Raw genomic sequence first — 21,398 nt, 5'->3', positions numbered from 1 at the left:
GTAAAAAAGTTATTGGAATATTTGCATAATATAAAACAACCCTCTATCTTTGCACCCGCATTACAGAAGTAACGCATAGGATGATTCGCTAGCTCAGCAGGTAGAGCACATCCCTTTTAAGGATGGGGTCCTGGGTTCGAACCCCAGGCGGATCACTGAAAACAAGCTAAGTGCTTAAAAAGAATAACTCCTACAATATTCAGGTATTGTAGGAGTTTTTTTATTTCTTATTATGTGCAGAAGTCTGTGTTCCAAAATGCTTTTTTCTTTCCTCGGGCATTCATATTTGTCCTTTTTTTACACCAGGCGGATCATGTAATAACCTTAACTTTGTCCCGATATGAATAAATTTAAAGTCATACAACCTTCCGTGTTGCTCGCTCCTTATGTGAAGCAATATTGGTTTCTGCGGATGGAAGATGTTGTGAGAAGTTCACAACGCCTTGTTCCGTTGGGGTGTGTGGTATTAAGTTTTCATCGGGGGAATTTTACTTATTCATCACAGGAAAAAGATTATTTGCCCCGGTCGCATTTCTATGGCATAACGGCTGATTATACAGACCTTGTCTTTTCCGGTTGTGTAGATTTTATTAGCATTGTTTTTCAGCCGGTGGGGACCAGCCGATTCTTCAAAATACCTCCTGTAGAATGGAAGGATCGTCCTGTTCCGCTCGATGCATTGGAGGACCCGGAATTACTTGATTTGGAACAATGTCTAAACGAGACGACTGATGATTTATCATGTGTCGACTTGATAGAAAAATTTCTGTTCCGCCGTATGTACCGGCTCGATAAAGAGGATGATAAACGGATTCATGCGGTGATAGACTCTATCCGGCAGGGAAATGCCGATATAGATAGTCTGGCGCAAACCGCCTGTCTGTGTCACAAACAGTTCAGACGTGTTTTTTGTGAAAAGATCGGAGCGAACCCGAAAGATTTCCTGCAAATCATGCGTTTTCAGAAGTTGCACCATTTGATGCAGTTGCATACCGGCATGACATTGACAGAACTGGCTTATGAATGCGGTTACTATGACAAGTCGCACCTGATAAAAGAGCTGAAAGATTTTTCTGGATTTACACCGGCCCAGCTTTCCAATGCCTGTGAACCGGTCTATTCCGGATATCACGGACTGTTCCGTTCGGCGTTTATCGATCTTCCTTCCGAATAGCAAACAATAAATATATTTCAGTATGAAGATTCTTATTTTTGGCGCGGGCGTGATTGGCTGCACCTATGGTTGGCAATTGACCGAGGCAGGGCATGACATCAGTTTTCTGGTTAGAAAGGGGAAAAAGAAATCGATAGAAGAGAATGGCATACATATTCATTGCACGGATTTCAGGAATGGAGGAAAGGTAAAAGCGGAGATCGTTTTCCGTCCCAAGGTCCTGGATATTCTTTCGGTCGACAATGATTTTGAATATATTATCGTGGCGACCAATAATCTCCATCCCGAAGAAGTCTTGTCTGTTCTGAAAGAATCTGCGGGAAAGGCCCATATTCTTTTCTTTCAGAATATATGGTATGATGATCTAGAAAGAATAAGTCAATATATATCGCCCGGACAATATTTCTTCGGTTTTCCTTTTATGGCAGGAGGAGGTCGGAATGAAAGAGGGCTCGATACGATTATTTCAGGCTCTGAATATTCAAAAACAATGCTTGGTGAAATGTCCGGTGAAATAACGCCGCGTGTACGGAAAATAGCGGATGCAATGGATGATGCCGGTATGAAGCCATTTATATCCGGTCAGATCATCACATGGCTTCTTCCGCATTGTGCGTTTATAGCCGGGTTTTCGGCCGGAGTTCTGAAAGCCGGAGGTACAATGAAGGCTTTTCTTAAAAATCGGGAGATTGTCAGGGAGGCAATAATGGCTGTCAGAGACGGTTTTCATGTCTGTTCCGCGATGGGAACCGATCCTAAAAAAGAAAAAGTGAACAAACTGTATTATCTGCCTTTGTTTATTTGCATTCCAATCATACGGAAAGTTTTTAGTGATGAAGCGATGCAGGCTATGTTCGATGGCTATCTGCGAAATTCTACAAGAGAAGTGAGTAGAATGTTGGCTGATATTATCTTATCAGGAGAGGAGCAAGGGGTAAAGACTATAGCTCTGAAAAGATTGCAACAGGATATTTTTAACTGATCAGCTTTTCTTTCCGGTTGTTTTTCGTATGTGCATGCATGGAGAAAGACCATAGCTGCACATACGAAAAACGACTATTCCTGCTACTCTTTCAGTAACGGTAACCGGTTGAGCATATTTCTGAGTTTGATGGCGATGCGCGGCATCGGTTCGGCTATGGTCAGGCTTATGAGGTCATAACCGGCGGCAATATCATTTATTACACGAATCACTTCATCCATCTTCATCCCGTCAGGATCGACACCGACACCGGCAATGATTTCGGCTGGGTCCAGCACGTCCAGGTCGAAATGAATAACGACCTTCGAGGCACCGGTCCCTTTCAGCCATTCCATGATTGCCGCGCTGTTATTGGCAACCTCTTCCGGTGAAAGGCCCTTTATCCCCAGTTCTTCCTGACGTTCCTGCATACCTTTATCCCATGAGCGCAATCCCACGAGCAGCGCTTTCGAAGCATCGACCTTTCCGGGCAGCGTGCCGATAATTTCCTCGTCGCCCATCCCCAGGCAGGCGGTTAAAGCCATGGCATGATAGCCTTTGTAGTCATCGTAAGGCAGATTTATATCGGGATGGGCATCGATCCAGACAATCGCCACATCATCCGGATATTTTGCAGCCAGGTAAGTAAACGGCACGACACTCACCGAACATTCGCCACCGAGCGTAACGATCTTTTCCGGAGCGTTTTCCCTGATTATTTCGAGGGCGGCTTTTGTCTGTTTCAGGATGACGTTGCGTGCACTGACCCCTTTTTCCGTTTTCCGGTCATTTATATCCAGTGAAACCGGTACTTCCACTGTCTTTTGTGAACTTTCGGGAGCCAGGAAGTTCAGTAACTGAGCTCCTAGATAGTAGCCTCTTGAAGCATCGTCTGCCGGAATATCGGGCATCCAATGATCCACAATTCCACCCTGCCATTGCGGGTAGATCAAACGAAGTGTTGATGTTTTATTTTCCATATTCTGATTATTTGTAAATGCTTTACCGTGCGCGTATACCGAAACTGCGCCTATGAATAAAACAACTGATAATAAAAACTTTCTCATGGTGTTGTCTTTTGATACAAAGGTAGATAGTAGGGAACAATCCTGCAAGTACAGCTGAATTATTCATATACTGATAAATTTGTCCCTATACTGACTGACAGGGGGAAATGTGTCGAAAGACGGGTTTTCTGCGACATCTGTGTACGTTTTATTTGTTTGTACACCGTCATTTTATTTGTACCTTTATACCAAAATGACAAGTATGTATAAGAAGAAAATACCTTTTGATATTGACTGTGGCATAAAGATCACAATGGAGGTGATCGGAGGGAAACGGAAGCAGGTAAAACACTGCTTCCGATTATCGAACAGATGGAGAGGTGGGGAGACAGTTTCCGCCCGGAGATGAAGAAGATCCTCGGGATAAAGGACTGAGAGGGAAGATTATTTTCCCGTTTGTATTTTAAACCGTTTCTCTCCGGCTATGACTATATAATTACCTTGCGGCAACCGGACGGTCTTGTCGCCTGACAGGGCAGGGTATCTTTTCAGTAATGCTCCGTAGAACGTGTAGATAAATACCGTTTCGGGTTTCGACGTGTGAAGATGCAGATAAGCGCCTTCTGCACGGACAGTTGTCTCGTTTGTGCTGATCGTTTCGTTGGCTACCGGATCGGCGTTGCGGACGATGCCGTCGATATGGATGACGATGGGCTGGCGTACATATTTGATAATGTATGCACCGTCGCTCGCACGTGGGGTGATCGTTTCGCCCCGGTCGGTGGTGACGATGGGAGAGGACTGGTCGTATGCTTCATCCAATGTCAGGTAGAAACGGAAACTGTCCCAGGCTTCCACTTCGTACTCGCCGGCGACAGGGTCGGTGGTCGCTCTTTCCACAGCGGGGAGGGTGACGGTATGGTAGACCGGAGGAACGGGTGTTGGATCGGGTTCGGGCTTCGGGATTTTACTGAAGGTAGCAGAGATTGTGACATCTTTCAATACAGTCAATGTAGTTCCGGAAGAACTGCCATTTACCGTTATCCCGTCCAGTTTATAATTATCCTCGGGCGTGGCAGTAATGGTAAGTACGCTTCCTTCCGGCACTTGATCACTTGAGTTTATTGTCTTTGAAGCTTGATCGACAACTGTGATCGTTCCGTGATCCGGATTGTTGATAATGACGGTATGAAGTTTTTTACTGAAGGAAGCAGAGATTGTGACATCTTTCAATACAGTCAATGTAGTTCCGGAAGAATTGCCATTTACCATTATCCCGTCCAGCTGGTAAGTATCCTCTGGGGTGGCAGTGATGGTAAGTACGGTTCCGCCTTGTACCTTATCTCCGGATTTTATAGAATTGGCAGACTGGTCGGTAACGGTTAATTGACCATGCTCCGGGGCATCGAATGTGATCGTGTAATCTACCAGACTTGCGATGGGGATAATGGGCTGTCCTTCTATTTGATCCTGTGTGTAACTACCGCTTTCGTCGATCTTTTTTAGACTAGGCAGTTGATTCGGATTACTGAAATCCCAAGCATCGGATGATTTGAAAGGAAAAGTAGATCCATCCCAGTTGCTACCGTTGTTATCAGTTTGGTTGGTTTCCCATCCAGTCGGTATATCTTTATGAGCGGAGTTGTTCGTTAAAGTAGTTTGATCTTGATACCCTACAATGCGTCCGGGTGTTGTGCCATCGTTGTATGTAATACCTCCGGTGTTAAGTGCCAGGCAGTTTTCGATCGATTGTGTACTTATTCCGGCAATACCTCCGACATGTCCACGGGGATCTGTCGATTTTAGCTTATTTGTTCCATCAATATAATCTGCAGTTACCTTGCCTGTGGCGTAACAATTTTTTATTTCGTTTTCATTATTGCCAACAATTCCTCCGACACTATTTGTATTGCCGGTTGATGTGATATCTCCTGTTGAGTAACAATCTTGTATCGTATGAGTATTATATCCGGCAAGACCACCCACAGAATTCGTGTTTCCTCTAGAAATGACAGTAGCGGTAGAAATGCAGTTTTTAATAGTATTGGAACATTGTCCGGCAATTCCACCGCAGTAAGAAACAACTCCATTCGTTGTAACAGTACCTGATGCTACACAATTACTCATAGGGGCTTTTAAAAGAATGCCTGCAATACCGGCAGCATATGCTTCTGTGTTAGGTAAATCAGTTGTTGCTGAAACCTTGGCTGACGATTCGCAATTCAGAATTGCAGCTTTACTGTATCCGGCGATACCTCCGGCGGTACATAAATTATTACTTAAATTATTACCCGAAGATTGATCCTCTATTAATTTTACAGAAATTGTTCCGGATGTAGTACAATCGGTTATGGGAGGAACGGTGGGAGCTCCTCCTATGTTATGAGTTCCTGCAATGCCACCGACTGAGACATTGTAGTTACTTGATTTTAGTTTATATATAAATATTATATCACAGGAAGAAGTACACTTCTTTATTGTGTATTCAGGATTCGAGTTTAAAGGTTTTACATTTTCCGAGACAATTCCACCAACGACACTAGTTGTTCCATCAAGAGTGACATTTATAGATCCTTCTGCACTGCATCCTTCTATGACACCTCTATTACTTGTTGTAATACCTCCGACTGCAGCTTGAATTACCTCGGCTGTTATCTTGGCATGACAGTTTGTGATGCAACCGTCTGTTTTGGTAGATGCATTGTTCGTTCCGGCTATTCCACCGACATAGCCGGATTTACTGCCTCCATAGGGAGTTAGCGTAAGCTGGTAATCGAACTTTCCTTCAAAGTCGCAGTCTTTAATGATTGCTTGTGTGTTGTCAGTTGATGCGTTTTTACCGGTTATACCACCTACATACACTGCAGCTTCCCCTGTATAGCTGATTGTCCCTTGAGCGTGACAATTTTCAATTGTAGAGGAAATGCTTGCACCAGCTATACATCCGGCATAAATGTCTTTATTAGAAGAGGTATTGCTGCCTTTTTTAATACAGCAGTTTGTTAACTTGATATCCTTTATTGTTGCATGATCTATTTGCCCAAAGAGTCCCGCTGAGCAATCGGAGACAATCTTCATATTCGATATGGTATGGCCGCCTCCATCAAAAGTGCCTTTGAAAGGTCTAGTAGTTTTGGCATCCGCCCATTTTTCTCCTATCGGTATCCAATTATGATTAGCCAAGTCAATATCTTGGGTGAGTGTTATCGTCACTCCTTCAAACCCTTTTTTACTGGAATCTCCGGTATCTTCATTGTCGTTTACCATTTTTGCCACCCAAGCTAATTCGGTTGCGGAAGATATGCTAATCTCAGTAAAAGAAGTACTCCAGTTCGCAGGTGCGCTTGCCAGGTTTTCCCATGTGTCCGGTGAGGTATCTTCTGCCTTTATCCCTTTGGAGAAGAAACATAGAAACGCTATCGTTATTAACAGACGATACGAGATAAGATGTAAATTCTTTTTCATCATCATTTATTTTTAGTTTGCGTATTATTAAGTTCATCAAGAAGTTGTTTTCCCGGTTTCAGCTTTACGGAGAAACGTGCGGGGATGGTATGAGGGGTACCCGTCTTGGGGTTGCGTGCCGGGCGTTCGGGCTGATGCCATCTTGAAAGGATAGCGAAACCCTGCAGGCGGATTTCTCCACCTTGCTTCAGTTCGTTGGTGATGATACCGGTTAAAGATTCGAAAACCTTTTGGACTGTAGTGCGAGTGAACCCTGTCTGAAGGGTCAGTTCGTTGATTAATTGTTGCTTGTTCATAAGAATGACTAGAAAAAACGTTCCTTTTTTTTAGTCATTTTCCGGAGTGTCTAAAAAAATAAATGTTTCCGGAAAAAATTGAACGAATAAGATTTGAAAAATATTGAAAAACAAAAGAAAGTAAGATTATCAAAGTTTATTCGCGATAAGTTTGAATATAAAAATATAACCCGTAACTTTGTGACTAATTTAAAGGAACGATTAATTTAGTCATTCTCCGAAATGTCTTTTAGTAAAAAACTAGCGGTTAATTTTGAAAATACTTACGTTTTTTGTCCGAAATACTTAGCCTTTTTGTATTGAATACTTCCGGTTTCTGACATTTTTTTCACGTTTTGTATTTCAAAAGCTCGCCACTCTCGCCATTTACGCCACTAAAGTTATTTCATTTTCACCTTTCATATTTATCGATCTTTTTCTGATATTTACCGACTGATAGTCTGATGATTAGGCCTTCTACTATCCATCTTTTCAAATGCCTGTCGATGGTCCTTTCGGGGATTCTCAGGGACACGCCGATGGCCTTCGCCTGCGAAGTTTTGAAAGACATGCGGGACATGGTCAGTGTGGAGACTGTCGCCATGTCCCGCTGGCGTCCTTCGAGACCGGGACGAATCATGTCCCTCAAAAGGGCTGGAGCGGCATTGAAAAGGTCCTTGTCGACATTGGGTAGAGTGGGTGTAACGTTTTGATTGACAACGATATCCTCTTCTTTTTCGACAGAAGGGTATTTTCCAGTATCTTTAGTGGCGAAAGTGGCGAGAGTGGCGAGCTTTTTGCTGCCGGCTACCTTGTTTTCGCGTCGGTTCGCCCCATGTTCCGCTTGCGCAATGGGTTTCGAACGTGTCAATATGTCTTATTCTTTTAACTAAAGATAAAATCACACAACATAATAAACTAAAATACACCTTTTTATGTTTACCCGAAAATTAAATTACAGACAAAAAATAGGATGATGAAAACAGAAAGAATCTTACCTGTGGATCTTTATAATTCCGTGTCGACGCCGGAGCTGAAGCTTGAAAGTTCGCTGAAGATCCTCTATGTGAAAGAGGGAGACGATGATAAATTGCTACCGTTGGATTCGGGAACGCTGGCAGTAATCTGTACCGGAGGCAGTTTTCGTTGCCAGGCACTGCACCACGCGTATGAGGTGACACCCGGACAACTCCTTCTGCTGGCGAGCGATGATGTGACGGAGGTAAAGCCTTTTCATGATACCGGATTTATAGGGATCATTATTTATGTTTCGGAAGAGTTGCTGATCAACCGCCAACGTCTCGTCTACCGCGATATCCCCTCGGACGAGGTCGAGGAAACACGCATTTATCTGCGCCTGATCGAATCGCAGATCGAGCAGATGAAAGAGATGCGTGCGAAGGTGGTCGAATCGTTGCTCCGGGCTCTAATCATAAACTTACAGCAGGGAAAAACGATCGTCGACGTGCCGAAAACAGAAAATTCACTCTTTTTTCAACAATTTGCGACCTTAATTAGCAGATATCACCATTCTCCTGCGTACTTTTACGCGGAGAAACTAGGGATCACCTCGCAGGAACTGAATATCCGGTGTAAACAAGGTGCCGGAATATCCGCTGCCGAGTGGATCAGCGAGTTCGTATTGCTGGAAGCAAAAGACCTGTTATCGAAGACCCGTCTGCGTCCTTCGCAGATCGCCACGATGCTGGGCTTTGCCAACCACGATACTTTTTCGCGCTGGTTCCGCAGGCATACGGGCGAGATCCCTACCGAATGGAGGTAATATAAATTGGGTACTATGAATTTATCATTTGAGAACAGCAAGATAAAAGGGAAAGTCGTTTTATCGGATTCGTTGCATGAAAGTCCGGCATTGTTGAAGGACAAGTCTTTGTATAAGTTTATTTGGGTGCTGTCAGGACGATTGGAGCTGGATGTCGATCATCAGTCGGTCGTACTGGAAGCCGGCCAGTTGATGACTTTATCGCATCTGCATCATCTGGAGTTTGTCCGGGTGGAGGGCGAATATCTCTCGCTGTTGTTCAATGGTAATTTCTACTGTATCCATGGCAACGACCATGAGGTGTCGTGCAACGGACTGTTGTTTCATGGTTCCTCGCATGTGGTGATTTTCGATCTCTCCGACGACGAGAGGCGGAAGATCGATACCTTAACGGGCATCATGCGCGAGGAGTTTGAAAGCCGCGACCATCTGCAGGAAGAGATGCTCCGTGTGTTGCTGAAACGCTTCATTATATTATGTACACGTATCGTAGGGAACCGGCAGGGGATGAGACAGGAAAACAGCATGCAGTTTGAGACGATCCGTAAGTTTTATGTCCTGGTCGATACCTGGTTCAAGGAAAAGAAGCAGGTGCAGGAATATGCCGATATGCTGAACAAATCGCCGAAGACATTGGCAAACCTCCTTTCCACCTACCAGCAACCCTCTGCCATACGCATCATCCACAACCGCATTCAGGCAGAAGCCGAACGCCTGTTACTCTACTCCTCCAAAAGCTCCAAAGAGATCGCCCTGATGCTGGGCTTCGAAGACCAGGCCACCTTCAGCCGCTTCTTCAAGAACGCAACCGGAATGAGTGCAACCGAGTACAGGAAGAAGAATAAGATTATTAAAGAATAGTATCATCCAAATTTATTGTTTACTTTTGCCTGTATAACTTAAAAGAAGAAAGGACTCCTGTTATGTTTGCAAAGAATTATTCCGATCCGGAAAAAATGCCGCCTGACTCATCTCTCAATGAGCCGCAATCTGTTTACGGATCGGGAATTGACCGGTCTGATGTAGAATGGTGGAACGAAATATCGGAACAGGATCAGCAGGCGATAGAAAAAGGGCTTTCTGATATAGAAGCCGGTCGTACGATACCTCACAGTGAAATGAGGAAACGCTACAAAAAATGGCTATGACTAATCTTTATGAAATAGAATGGTCTAACCAGGCAATCCATAACTTTGAAGAGATCGTTGGATATCTTTCAAACAGCTGGAATGAAAAAGTTGTGAAAGATTTCGTTCGTTCTGTCGACAGGGCAGTTACTCATATAACTATGTTCCCATATGCTTTTCCGGCTACTTCTTACAAACAGGGAGTAAGGCGTTACGTGTTATCGGATATCAATACAATTTATTATGTCGTAAAAAAGGATATTATCAATATAGTGGCTATCGGTGATAATCGACGTGATCCTGTACGCTTGAAAGAAATGTTATGAGACGTTTGGTTTCATCAAGTTTACTGCATATTTAGCCAAATCGCCAACTTTTCAGGAAAAATGAACATCCTCTTAACCGTCTGCATTCTTTACTTTTGTATCGTCAGCCTTTGCTATTAGGGCGGGGTGATAGATAACAATTATCAGAATATAGATAAAATTTTACGAACAATTAGGTTAAAACAGCTGTTCTGTTAATAACTTAGTCTAAAAAAAGAGGAGGATTGTAGGATGAAAAAGTATGATGCAATTATCATTGGGTTTGGTAAAGCCGGTAAAACACTTGCCGCAGAGTTGGGAAACAGAGGCTGGAATGTCGCTATTATCGAGCGTTCGTCCGGTATGTACGGAGGAACCTGTATCAATATCGGTTGTATCCCGACGAAAAGGCTGGTGCATATTTCGAAAGTCATTTCCTACCGCAAACCTTCTTCCTTCGAACAGTATGCCGAAGAGTTCCGCCAGGCGATTGCCGGGAAAAGGGAACTGACCTCGCTGCTGCGTAAAAAGAATTTCGACAACCTCGACTCAAAAGATACCGTGACTGTCTATACAGGCATCGCCTCTTTCCGTTCTCCTTACGAAATAGAAGTAAAAGCAGGTAACGAAACCCTCCTCCTGGAAGGTAAAAAGATATTTATAAATACGGGAGCATCTACCATCATCCCGCCCATCAAAGGTATAGAAGGAAATCCGTTTGTCTACACCAGTACCTCGATCATGGAACTGGACAAACTACCCCGCCGGCTGGTGATTGTAGGCGGCGGTTATATCGGCCTGGAATTCGCCTCCATGTTTGCCGGTTTCGGTTCGGAAGTGATCGTGCTGGAAGGGGGAGACAAGTTCATTGCCCGCGAAGACCGCGACATTGCCGATGCGGTAAAAACGGTACTCGAAAAGAAAGGAATCACCATCCGTCTGAACGCTTCGGTACAGTCGATTGAACACAATGGCTCCGGAGCTGTTATAACATATAAAGAGAAAGAAGGGAACGAAGTACAACTTCCCGCCGACGCTGTGCTGCTGGCAACCGGACGCCGTCCGAACACCACAGACCTGCATCCGGAAGCTGCGGGGATAAAGATCTCCGACCGGGGAGCCGTCATCGTGGACGACCATCTGCGCACCAATGTCCCGAATATCTGGGCAATGGGCGATGTGACGGGCGGTCTTCAATTTACCTACATCTCTCTGGACGATTATCGTGTGATAAAAGACCAGCTGTTCGGTAACGGACGGCGAACGAAGGATGACCGTGTGGCGGTTGCCTATTCCGTATTCATCGATCCCCCGCTATCACGCATCGGGATGGGAGAGGAAGAGGCGCTGCGTTCCGGAAGGAAAATAAGCATTGCACGGATGCCGGCTGCTGCATTCCCGCGGACACGTACCTTCGAACAGACGGACGGACTGCTGAAAGCGATCGTCGATACGGAAACAGGCGAGATACTGGGATGTACCCTTTTCTGTGCCGAGTCGACCGAGGTGATCAACACCGTATCGCTGGCCATACGTGCCGGAAAAGACTATACATTCCTTCGGGACAGCATTTATACGCACCCGTCGATGAGTGAATCGTTGAACGATTTGTTTGCATTAATAAAATAACGAAATATAAAATAGAACAAAACATGAAGAAAGCTGATATCGGACTGATTGGTCTCGCCGTGATGGGTGAGAACCTGGCTCTAAATATGGAAAGCAAAGGTTTTACCGTTGCAGTATATAACCGTAGTTTCCCCGGCGAAGAAGGAGTGGTGGACCGCTTCGTGAACGGCCGTGGAAAAGGAAAGAATTTTATCGCTACCCATTCGATCGAAGAACTGGTGGATGCCGTGAAGTGTCCCCGCATCATTATGATGATGATCAAGGCCGGTGCTCCGGTCGACGAAATGATCGAACAGCTCTTGCCTCATATGTCGCCCGGCGACGTGATCATCGACGGCGGCAACTCCGACTTCCATGATACGGAACGACGTGTGAAAGAGGTGGAAGCCAAAGGTCTGTATTTTGTCGGATCAGGTATTTCGGGAGGTGAGGAAGGTGCCTTGCACGGCCCGTCTATCATGCCCGGAGGTTCTCCCGAAGCATGGCCCATCGTAAAGGATATTTTACAGAGTATCGCAGCCAAGCTGGATGACGGTAAGCCTTGTTGCCAATGGATCGGCGAAGGCGGTGCCGGGCACTTTGTCAAGATGGTGCACAACGGCATCGAGTACGGTGACATGCAGCTGATCTCCGAAGCCTATTCCCTGTTGAAGAACCGGAAAGGCCTGGACAATGATGAAATGTCCGTCGTCTTTGAAGAATGGAACAAGGGCGAACTGGATAGTTTCCTGATCGAGATCACCACGAACATACTCCGCTTCCGCGACGAAGACGGCAAGCCGTTGCTGGATAAGATACTCGACGTTGCCGGCCAGAAAGGAACGGGAAAATGGAGTGCCATCGCCGCGATGGACGAGAACGATCCGTTGACGCTGATTACCGAGGCCGTGTACGCCCGTATGCTGTCCGCCCTCTCTGACGAACGCGAAAAGGCTTCCGGCTTGTATCCGGAACCGGTGCAGTTGGGTGAAAACTTGTACGTGGAAGAGATACGCCAGGCGTTGTATGCTGCCAAGCTGATCTCTTATGCGCAGGGATTCTCCCTGATTCGCCGTGCTTCCGAACGTTATGGCTGGAAACTGGATTTCGGGACGATCGCACAGATCTGGCGTAAGGGTTGCATCATCCGTTCCGTCTTTCTGCAGAAGATCACGGAGGCTTACCGGAAGAATCCGGAACTCGAAAACCTGTTGTTCGACGATTTCTTCCGCACCAAGATACAGTCTGCTTTACCTTCCTGGCGTAAAGTCGTTGCGGAAGGTGCCCTGAGCGGTGTCGCCCTGCCGGCCATGAGTTCCGCCCTGAGTTATTTCGACGGGTTGCGTACCCAGAGCTCGGCAGCCAACCTGATACAGGCGCAGCGTGACTATTTCGGTGCTCACACGTATGAACGGACAGACCGCGACCGTGGTATTTTCTTCCACACCAACTGGACGGGCGAAGGGGGTAATACGGTTTCAGGAACCTATACAGTTTAACAAGTGGAGGACCGGAGAATGAAAAGAGCAAACGATCAACTACTTGTTATTTTCGGGGCATCGGGCGACCTGACGGGCCGCAAGTTGCTGCCCGCACTTTTTGAATTGTTCATCGGCGATATGTTGCCCGAACATTTTGCCATACTGGGAGCTGCACGTACAGCGTTTACGGATGATGAGTTCCGTGCCGAACAACGTAAACATATCCTGGAAGCACGGGGAAATAAGGAAACAAACAGCGCAGATCTGGATAGATTCCTCCAGATACTGTTCTACCTGGCATTCGATTCGACCAAATCCGCCGAATATGTGAAACTGAAAGACCGTGTGCGCCTGTTGCTGCAACAGGAGAATATCCCGGACAGGATCATGTATTATCTGGCTACACCGCCGCTGATGTACGAGCTGGTACCGAAGTACCTGCAGGAAAACGGCATGAACGTGGCGGAATCGGAAGACGGCTGGCGTCGCGTGATCGTCGAGAAGCCTTTCGGTACAAGCCTGGAGACGGCGCAGGAGTTGAACAAGCATCTCTGCCGCATCTTCGACGAGAACGAGATTTACCGTATCGACCATTACCTGGGCAAGGAGACGGTGCAGAACATCCTGGTACTCCGTTTCTCCAACGGTATTTTCGAACCGTTATGGAACCGTAATTATGTCGATTCGGTGGAGATCAGCGCATCCGAAACACTGGGCGTGGAGAACCGCGGTAAATACTATGACGGGGCAGGGGCCCTGCGTGATATGATTCAGAATCACCTCATGCAACTGATGGCGTTTGCCGCTATGGAATCGCCCGCCGTGTTCGATCCTGAACCTATCCGCGACGAGATCGTGAAGGTCTTCCGTGCCATCCGTCCCTATACGATCCGCGAGATCAACGAACAGGTGGTCCGCGGGCAGTACGACGGCTATCGTGAAGAGAAGAATGTCGCGCCGGATTCGAATACGGAAACCTATGTCGGCATGAAGTTCTTCATCGACAATTGGCGTTGGAGCGGTGTGCCGTTCTACTTCTTTACAGGGAAGAAACTGCCGGAGAAGTCGTCGGAGATCGTTATCCATTTCAAATCGACACCCCATCAGCTTTTTGCCGGACAATGCTCGGGCAGTTCATGTAACAAGCTGGTGATCCGTATCCAGCCGGACGAGAGTATCACGCTGCGTTTCGGCCTGAAGATGCCGGGTGCCGGATTCACTGTGAAGCAGGTAGGGATGGAATTCCGCTACGATTCCCTGTCAAAGACCCATTTGCCGGATGCTTACGAGCGTCTGTTGCTGGATGCCATGCTGGGCGATTCGACCTTGTATGCACGTAGCGACGCTTTGGAAGCCAGCTGGCGCTTTATCGACCCGATCCTGCATCACTGGAAAGAGGAAGGTTCTAAGAATCTCTTCTTCTACGAACCGGGACAGAACGGGCCATTGGAAAGAATGATGTTAGGCGCAGGTTTGGCAGGAGACTCCTGCGATTCCTGCGGTTAAACAACGTAGGGGCGGTTCGTGAACCGCCCCCCTCAAATGAGAAACATATGAAAATAGAGAATTACAAAGACAATAAGGATGCTTTGCGGGCTTTGACCAGCCAATTGATGGATTATATGGCCCGTAAAGAAGAGCAGACGCCGTTCAACCTGGCTTTGTCGGGTGGCGAGACGGCCAAACAGATGTTTGCTCTATGGGCGGATGAGTATAAAGATAAGATCGACTGGGAGAACATGCGTTTCTTCTGGGTGGACGAGCGTTGTGTGCCGCCGACAGATGCGGAGAGTAATTTCGGGCATGCGAACAAGTTATTGTTCGAACCCCTGCAGATACCTAAAGATCATATTCACCGGATCCACGGTGAAGGAGAGCCCGGCACGGAGGCGATGCGTTATTCGCGTATCGTGAAGGAATATCTGCCCCGTCACGGGCAGTTCCCGTATTTCGATTGTATCATCCTGGGGATAGGAGGCGATTCGCATACGGCATCCATCTTCCCGGATAATCTGCCGTTGCTGACGGACAGCCGGAATTATGCCGTATCGCAGCATCCGGAATCGGGACAGTTCCGTATTACGATGACGGGCCCGCTTATCCTGAACGGTTCGCCGCTGCTTGTCCCTGTGTTGGGTAAAGGCAAGGCGGCTGCGATAGAGGAATTGAAGCAGGGCTATTCGGCTACGAATGCAACGCCGGCTGCGTATATCTTGTCGCATGCGGTAGATTCGATCGTTTATACGACATTGTGATTATTTTTTCCTCTTTCTGTCAACAATTATCGTCTGCAAGCTGTTAGAATAGTATATCAACAATAAAATCAACGGTTATGACGAAGATTATGCAAACACTGTGGGACGAGAGCTCGGATCTGACCGACGAAGCGATGGCTTCAGATGCCTCTGTCCTGTCTAACACCTATACAGCAGGTGATATTAAAGACGTTACGGAAACAATAGAGGGCGGCAATCAGGAAGCTGATGACCTGAACGAAGAAAATGACGTCCCCTGACATACTAATTCCGGGAAAGATCGCGCACTAAGAGCTTGTTCTTACGCAAACACATGTACCCCTTTTAATTACAGCATGTATCCCCTTTTAAAAAAACGAAGCTCTGATCTTTCCCGGGATTCTTTTATTCGCTCCTTTCATCTCTTTTTCCCTTTTCCTTTAAAGGCTGATAAGTACGCTTCAACTCCCAATCTGTCAGCTTCACTCTTTTATTATATGTAGGCTTCTTTAGGGTCGTTAGCTTTGTAATGTTATTTAAAATTACAAAGTGATGTTTAAAGCTATAGTACATTTTTCGATCCGCAAAAAGCTGTTTGTCGCACTCACGACCTTGTTCCTGCTTGCCGGAGGGATTTACGCGATGTTGACGTTGCCAATCGATGCCGTGCCCGATATCACCAATAATCAGGTACAGATCGTGACCGTCTCGCCGACCCTTGCCCCGCAGGAAGTCGAGCAGCTGATTACTTTCCCTATCGAAATTGCCATGAGTAATATTATGAATGTGGAGGAGATACGTTCCGTCTCCCGTTTCGGGTTGTCGCTCGTGACGGTGGTCTTCAAGGAGAGCGTACCGACACTGGATGCCCGGCAATTGATCAATGAACAGATACAGACCGTAGCCGGTGAGATTCCCACGGAGTTGGGGACGCCCGAGCTGATGCCGATCACGACCGGACTGGGCGAGATCTATCAGTATGTATTGAAGGTGGCTCCCGGTTATGAGGATAAATACGATGCGATGGAGCTGCGCACGATACAGGACTGGATCGTCAAGCGGCAGCTTTCCGGTATTCCGGGAATTGTGGAGATCAATAGTTTCGGAGGATACCTGAAACAGTATGAAGTGGCGGTCGACCCCGATGCCCTGTATTCGCTGAATATTACGATCGGCGATGTCTATGCCGCTTTGAGCAGCAATAACCAGAATACGGGAGGCAGTTATATAGAGAAAGTCGACCGGGCATACTATATCCGTTCCGAAGGAATGATCAGCGAAACGAAAGATATCGAACGCATCGTGATAACGAACCGCGGCGGCATACCGATACATATCAGTGATGTCGGCACGGTGCGCTTCGGTGCGCCGAAACGTTTCGGAGCGATGACCAAAGACGGTGAGGGCGAATGCGTGGGCGGTATAGCCATGATGCTGAAAGGGGCGAATGCCAACGTGGTGACCAAAGAACTGGAAGCGCGGGTGGACAAAGTGCAGAAGATGTTGCCCGAAGGCATCAGCGTGGAACCTTACCTGAACCGTTCGGAACTGGTGAACCGGAATATCTCGACGGTAGTCCGCAACCTGATAGAAGGGGCTTTGATCGTCTTTTTGGTACTGATTGTCTTCCTCGGTAATGTGCGTGCCGGCCTGATCGTGGCTTCGGTCATTCCGTTGGCGATGTTGTTCGGCTTTATTATGATGCGGCTGTTCGGTGTGTCGGCGAATCTGATGAGCCTGGGGGCGATCGACTTCGGTATCGTCGTAGACGGTTCGATCGTTATCCTGGAAGGGGTTTTGGCTCATATATATACCAAACGGCTTGCCGGGCGGACACTGACGAAAGAAGAAATGAACCGCGAGGTGGAGGAAGGGGCAAGCGGGGTAGTGCGCAGTGCTACTTTTGCCGTATTGATTATCCTGATCGTGTTTTTCCCGATCCTGACGCTGACCGGCATCGAAGGCAAATATTTTACACCGATGGCGAAGACGCTCGTTTTCTGTATTATCGGTGCACTGATCTTGTCGCTGACCTATGTGCCGATGATGGCTTCACTGTTCCTGAAGCGGACGATCTCTCCGAAGCCGACATTTGCCGACCGTTTCTTCGAACGGTTGAACCGTCTCTATAAATCCTGTCTGACGTTTTGCCTGCACCATATCTGGGCGACCGTTTGTTCTGCCTTTGCGCTGCTGGCCGCCTCTTTGCTTCTCTTCACCCGTCTGGGTGCGGAGTTCATCCCCACACTCGATGAAGGCGATTTTGCCATGCAGATGACGCTTCCCGCAGGAAGCTCGCTGACGCAGAGTATCGAACTTTCCCGACAGGCCGAGAAGACACTGATGGACCAGTTTCCCGAAATCAAGCATGTAGTTGCCAAGATCGGTACGGCAGAAGTCCCGACAGACCCGATGGCTGTGGAGGATGCCGACGTGATGATCATTATGAAGCCGTTCAAGGAATGGACATCGGCAGGCAGCCGCGCGGAGATGGTCGAGAAGATGAAGAAGGCACTGGAGCCGATCACGGGAGCAGAGTTCAATTTCAGCCAGCCTATCCAGCTCCGTTTCAACGAACTGATGACGGGAGCCAAGGCGGATATCGCCATCAAGCTCTACGGGGAAAATATGGAAGAACTCTACAGCAAAGCGAAAGAGGTGGCGACCCATGTGGAGAAAGTGCCCGGGGCAGCCGACGTGATTGTCGAACAGGCAATGGGACTTCCGCAGCTGGTAGTGAAATATAACCGTGGGAAGATAGCCCGTTACGGTATGAATATAGAAGAACTGAATACAATCATCCGGACAGCATATGCCGGTGAGGCGGCAGGCGTGGTCTTTGAGAACGAACGCCGTTTTGAACTGGTGCTGCGGCTGGATCATGAGAAAGTCTCCGACCTTAATCTGGATAAACTCTTTGTCCGGACCGCCGAAGGCATTCAGATTCCGGTAAGCGAAGTAGCCAGTATCGAACTGGTGAACGGTCCGCTACAGATCAACCGGGATGCGACTAAACGCCGCATCGTCATCGGTGTGAATGTGCGTGATGCCGATATCCAGCAGGTCGTTTCGCAGATACAGGATACGTTGGACAAGCATATCAAACTGAAGCCCGGTTATTATTTTGAATACGGAGGGCAGTTCGAGAATTTGCAGAATGCGATCGATACATTGTTGATCGTGATCCCGGTGGCACTGGCTTTGATCCTGCTGTTGTTGTTCTTCGCCTTCAAGAGCGTGACTTATACACTGGTCGTATTCTCGACGGTTCCTCTGTCGCTGATAGGCGGTATCGTGGCGCTTTGGCTGCGCGGTTTGCCTTTCAGTATCTCGGCGGGAGTAGGGTTTATTGCCCTGTTCGGTGTGGCGGTGCTGAACGGTATCCTGATGATCAATCACTTTAATGATTTACGTAAAAAAGGAACTTATAGAATGACTACGAATCGTATTATAGCGAAAGGTTGTCCGCATCTGCTGCGTCCGGTCTTCCTGACCGGACTGGTTGCCTCGCTGGGATTTGTTCCGATGGCGATCGCGAGATCGGCAGGAGCGGAAGTGCAGCGTCCGTTGGCGACGGTCGTGATCGGCGGACTGATCGTTTCCACCATATTGACTTTACTGATCATTCCGGTATTTTACCGGATTGTCAATGCCTTCCCGCTGATGTGGAAGAGAGTAAGAAAAAGTAATAGCCTGAAAGATCTGTCCCTGCTCGTTTTGCTGTTTGCGCTGTCATCGCCTGTCTGGGCTGAAGGAAATGCAACAGGACGTCCTGCGATGGAAGATGCGACACAGCCAACCGTCCTGACATTGAACGAGGCACTTTCTGTGGCGTTGGAAAATCATCCCCGTTTGAAGACAGCCTCCGCAGCTATAGACCGCTCGAAGGCTTCCAAAGGTGAAGTCTGGGAGCCGGGTGCGACCTCCGTCAATTATTCCTGGGGACAGCTCAACGGGGAGACCCGTAGCGACAACCAGCTGGAAGTAACCCAGTCGCTGGGTTCTTTGCTCACGCCGTTCTATAAGAATGCGCTGGTCAATAAGCAGATCGCGACAGGTGAACATTATCGTGAAATGGTGAAGAAAGAGATCGTCGCAGAGGTGAAGCGTGCCTGGTCTTATTACCAGTATGCCGCCAATCTTTGCTCGCTTTACCGCGAACAGAATGAATGGGCACTCCGTTTGCAGGAAGCGGGAAAGCTCCGCTATGAACAGGGCGATATCACTTTGCTGGAGCGGAATATGGCAACTACGCTGGCTGCGGACCTGCGGACCCGGCTGATGCAGGCGGAAGAAGAGCTGCAACTGGCTGTCCGTCGTTTTACATGGGCTTGTTATGCGGATCGTCCGGTTGTTCCGGAAGACAGTACGCTGGCGTTATTCCCGGCGGAGACAGCGGAGGTGGAATTGGCGGATGTCTATCGGGATTATTTCCGGAGCATGGCGGACGAGAAGAAGGCGATGCTGCAAGTGGAGCGTAGTCGTTTCTTTCCGGAATTGTCGGTAGGCTATGTCCGGCAGAAGATCGCGCCGCTGTCCGGATTGAACTCCTGGATGGTCGGAGTCTCTTTCCCTGTCTTGTTTTTCCCGCAGCAAAGCCGTGCGAAACAGGCGCGGATAGATGCCTATATCGCACGGACGGAGGCGGAAGCCAATACGCGTCAGCTAAGTAATAAAGTGAATGAGTTGCAGACGATGCTTCGCCGCCAGGGGGAAAGTATCCGTTATTATACGACCGGTGCCTTGCCCGAAGCCGATGCACTGGTAAAGAGTGCCGAGATACAATTCAAGGAGAGTGAAACGGATATCATGCAGTTTGTGCAGAGTCTGAACAGCGCCCGCGAGATTCGGAGAGGGTATATCGAAGCAGTGTATAATTACAATATCTCCGCATTGGAACTGGAGCTTTATACTCGTTGAAAAAAGTCCTTTCGGGAGAAATTATATTTTCTCCCGAGAGAAATCCGGATTCCTTCCGAAAGAAAAATAAATCTTGTTCGGATGTATTTATAGGTAATGAAATAAATAATACAATTAGATAGATAAACAGACAAAATGAAAACAATCTTAATACCGATAACAACCTTATTGTTGGTGGCCTGCAATGCACCAGTCAAAAACAATGAAAACGTAGAGCCGGATGAAGGCGTTCGCCCGGTTGCCATTGAATCTGTAGAGGAAACTATCCCGGTTACTGAAGATTCCGCGGGTGTGGATGCCGTCACGTCGGCTACGGCCATGGCGAACCATTCTTCTTTCAACGGAAAAATGATCGTCCCTCCCCAGCGCCATGCCACCGTCACCTTGACTATGGGCGGCACTGTACACACGACTTCGTTGCTGCCGGGTGATTATGTAAAGAAAGGAACTGTCCTGGTCACGCTCGAAAATCCGGACTTTATTCTCTTGCAGCAAACCTATTTGGATGCGCATGCACAGACGGAATATCTGGCAGCCGAATATCATCGCCAGGAACGGCTGAGTTCGCAGGAAGCCGCTTCACAGAAACGGTTCCAGCAGAGCAAGGCCGATTATCTCTCCATGAAAAGCCGCCTGGAAGCTGCCGCGGCGCAACTGACTCTGTTGAATATCCAGCCCGAGGACCTGCTCAAAAACGGTATCCGTCCCTATCTGGAGATCCAATCGCCACTGAACGGCTATATTGCCGGAATGCCGGTGAATTTGGGGAAATACATCCCTGCCGGTGAGCCTGTTTGCGAAGTGATCGACAAAGGAGAAACGCTTCTTTGCCTGACTGCTTACGAGAAAGACCTGGACGACCTGACTCCCGGCAGCCGTATCCGGTTCCGTGTGAACGGTATGGGAGAAAAGACGTTCGATGCAACTCTGCTGTCGATCGGGCAGGAGGTGGATGCAGTCAACCGTTCCCTCGAAATCTATGCAAAGGTAAAAGGAAATAACGAACGTTTCCGTCCGGGCATGTATGTAACGGCGCGTGTAGAAAAGAAATAAGTATC

17 protein-coding genes, 1 tRNA gene and 1 pseudogene are annotated in these 21,398 nt (G+C 47.7%); 15 read left to right on the top strand and 4 right to left on the bottom strand.

Going from position 1 to position 21,398, the window contains the following annotated elements:
- Window positions 1-82: 82 nt before the first annotated feature.
- The 3 genes from P3L47_RS18265 to P3L47_RS18255 all read left to right on the top strand — a co-directional run bounded on the left by P3L47_RS18265 (window position 83) and on the right by P3L47_RS18255 (window position 2,156).
- Window positions 83-155 (top strand) — tRNA-Lys (locus P3L47_RS18265).
- Window positions 156-340: 185 nt separating this feature from the next.
- Window positions 341-1,174 carry a helix-turn-helix domain-containing protein gene (locus P3L47_RS18260; protein WP_277781670.1) on the top strand — a complete coding sequence of 278 codons (834 nt, stop codon included), beginning with the start codon at window positions 341-343 and terminating at the stop codon, window positions 1,172-1,174.
- 22 nt (window positions 1,175-1,196) lie between these two features.
- Window positions 1,197-2,156, top strand: a complete 960-nt coding sequence (locus tag P3L47_RS18255) for a ketopantoate reductase family protein (protein ID WP_277781669.1) — start codon at window positions 1,197-1,199, stop codon at window positions 2,154-2,156.
- Between the two features lie 83 nt (window positions 2,157-2,239).
- Here P3L47_RS18255 and P3L47_RS18250 read toward each other — a convergent pair whose 3' ends face one another.
- Entirely contained in the window at window positions 2,240-3,115 is an 876-nt protein-coding gene (locus P3L47_RS18250) for an arginase family protein (RefSeq protein WP_277783717.1), read from the bottom strand.
- A 289-nt stretch (window positions 3,116-3,404) separates the two neighbouring features.
- On the opposite strand from P3L47_RS18250, the gene P3L47_RS18245 reads away from it, so the two are divergent.
- On the top strand, window positions 3,405-3,551 hold the full coding sequence (locus P3L47_RS18245; protein WP_199715412.1) for a hypothetical protein: 147 nt from the start codon (window positions 3,405-3,407) through the stop codon (window positions 3,549-3,551).
- A 35-nt stretch (window positions 3,552-3,586) separates the two neighbouring features.
- On the opposite strand, the gene P3L47_RS18240 is transcribed toward P3L47_RS18245, so the two are convergent.
- The 3 genes from P3L47_RS18240 to P3L47_RS18230 all read right to left on the bottom strand — a co-directional run bounded on the left by P3L47_RS18240 (window position 3,587) and on the right by P3L47_RS18230 (window position 7,753).
- Window positions 3,587-6,607: a GLUG motif-containing protein gene (locus P3L47_RS18240; protein WP_277781668.1), complete on the bottom strand. Its 3,021-nt coding sequence runs from the start codon at window positions 6,605-6,607 to the stop codon at window positions 3,587-3,589.
- A gap of 2 nt (window positions 6,608-6,609) precedes the next feature.
- Window positions 6,610-6,903, bottom strand: coding sequence for an HU family DNA-binding protein (locus P3L47_RS18235; protein WP_122360162.1), 294 nt, complete (start codon window positions 6,901-6,903; stop codon window positions 6,610-6,612).
- A 391-nt stretch (window positions 6,904-7,294) separates the two neighbouring features.
- A complete protein-coding gene (locus tag P3L47_RS18230; protein ID WP_277781667.1) occupies window positions 7,295-7,753 on the bottom strand; it encodes a hypothetical protein in 459 nt (152 codons plus the stop codon).
- A gap of 105 nt (window positions 7,754-7,858) precedes the next feature.
- Between P3L47_RS18230 and P3L47_RS18225 the strand changes: the two genes are divergently transcribed.
- The 11 genes and pseudogenes from P3L47_RS18225 (at window position 7,859) to P3L47_RS18175 (ending at window position 21,393) form a co-directional block, all read left to right on the top strand.
- Window positions 7,859-8,665 carry a helix-turn-helix domain-containing protein gene (locus P3L47_RS18225; protein WP_277781666.1) on the top strand — a complete coding sequence of 269 codons (807 nt, stop codon included), beginning with the start codon at window positions 7,859-7,861 and terminating at the stop codon, window positions 8,663-8,665.
- Between the two features lie 15 nt (window positions 8,666-8,680).
- Complete coding sequence (locus P3L47_RS18220) at window positions 8,681-9,526, top strand: AraC family transcriptional regulator (RefSeq protein WP_122360159.1); 846 nt, start codon at window positions 8,681-8,683, stop codon at window positions 9,524-9,526.
- A gap of 62 nt (window positions 9,527-9,588) precedes the next feature.
- Complete coding sequence (locus P3L47_RS18215; RefSeq protein ID WP_122360158.1) at window positions 9,589-9,813, top strand: hypothetical protein; 225 nt, start codon at window positions 9,589-9,591, stop codon at window positions 9,811-9,813.
- Window positions 9,804-10,118, top strand: a complete 315-nt coding sequence (locus P3L47_RS18210; RefSeq protein ID WP_122360157.1) for a type II toxin-antitoxin system RelE/ParE family toxin — start codon at window positions 9,804-9,806, stop codon at window positions 10,116-10,118. Before P3L47_RS18215 ends, P3L47_RS18210 begins: the two co-directional genes overlap by 10 nt.
- Window positions 10,119-10,349: 231 nt before the next feature.
- The gene (locus tag P3L47_RS18205; protein ID WP_277781665.1) at window positions 10,350-11,726 is read left to right on the top strand and encodes an FAD-dependent oxidoreductase; all 1,377 of its coding nucleotides are present in this window, start codon (window positions 10,350-10,352) and stop codon (window positions 11,724-11,726) included.
- Window positions 11,727-11,749: 23 nt separating this feature from the next.
- Window positions 11,750-13,204 (top strand): decarboxylating NADP(+)-dependent phosphogluconate dehydrogenase, encoded by a 1,455-nt coding sequence (gene gnd / locus P3L47_RS18200; protein WP_277781664.1) that lies wholly within the window; start codon window positions 11,750-11,752, stop codon window positions 13,202-13,204.
- An 18-nt stretch (window positions 13,205-13,222) separates the two neighbouring features.
- A complete protein-coding gene (gene zwf, locus P3L47_RS18195; protein WP_277781663.1) occupies window positions 13,223-14,692 on the top strand; it encodes a glucose-6-phosphate dehydrogenase in 1,470 nt (489 codons plus the stop codon).
- Window positions 14,693-14,739: 47 nt separating this feature from the next.
- Complete coding sequence (gene pgl / locus P3L47_RS18190) at window positions 14,740-15,441, top strand: 6-phosphogluconolactonase (protein WP_122360153.1); 702 nt, start codon at window positions 14,740-14,742, stop codon at window positions 15,439-15,441.
- A gap of 77 nt (window positions 15,442-15,518) precedes the next feature.
- Window positions 15,519-15,701 (top strand): hypothetical protein, encoded by a 183-nt coding sequence (locus P3L47_RS18185; protein WP_122373167.1) that lies wholly within the window; start codon window positions 15,519-15,521, stop codon window positions 15,699-15,701.
- Window positions 15,702-15,972: 271 nt separating this feature from the next.
- Window positions 15,973-19,780, top strand: a pseudogene (locus tag P3L47_RS18180) (CusA/CzcA family heavy metal efflux RND transporter); the annotation flags it as partial.
- Between the two features lie 695 nt (window positions 19,781-20,475).
- Complete coding sequence (locus tag P3L47_RS18175) at window positions 20,476-21,393, top strand: efflux RND transporter periplasmic adaptor subunit (RefSeq protein WP_277781661.1); 918 nt, start codon at window positions 20,476-20,478, stop codon at window positions 21,391-21,393.
- The last annotated feature ends 5 nt before the right edge of the window (window positions 21,394-21,398 follow it).

The sequence above is a fragment of the Parabacteroides chongii genome (assembly GCF_029581355.1).
Taxonomy (GTDB): domain Bacteria; phylum Bacteroidota; class Bacteroidia; order Bacteroidales; family Tannerellaceae; genus Parabacteroides; species Parabacteroides chongii.
This window is presented reverse-complemented; position numbering and strand designations above follow the sequence as displayed.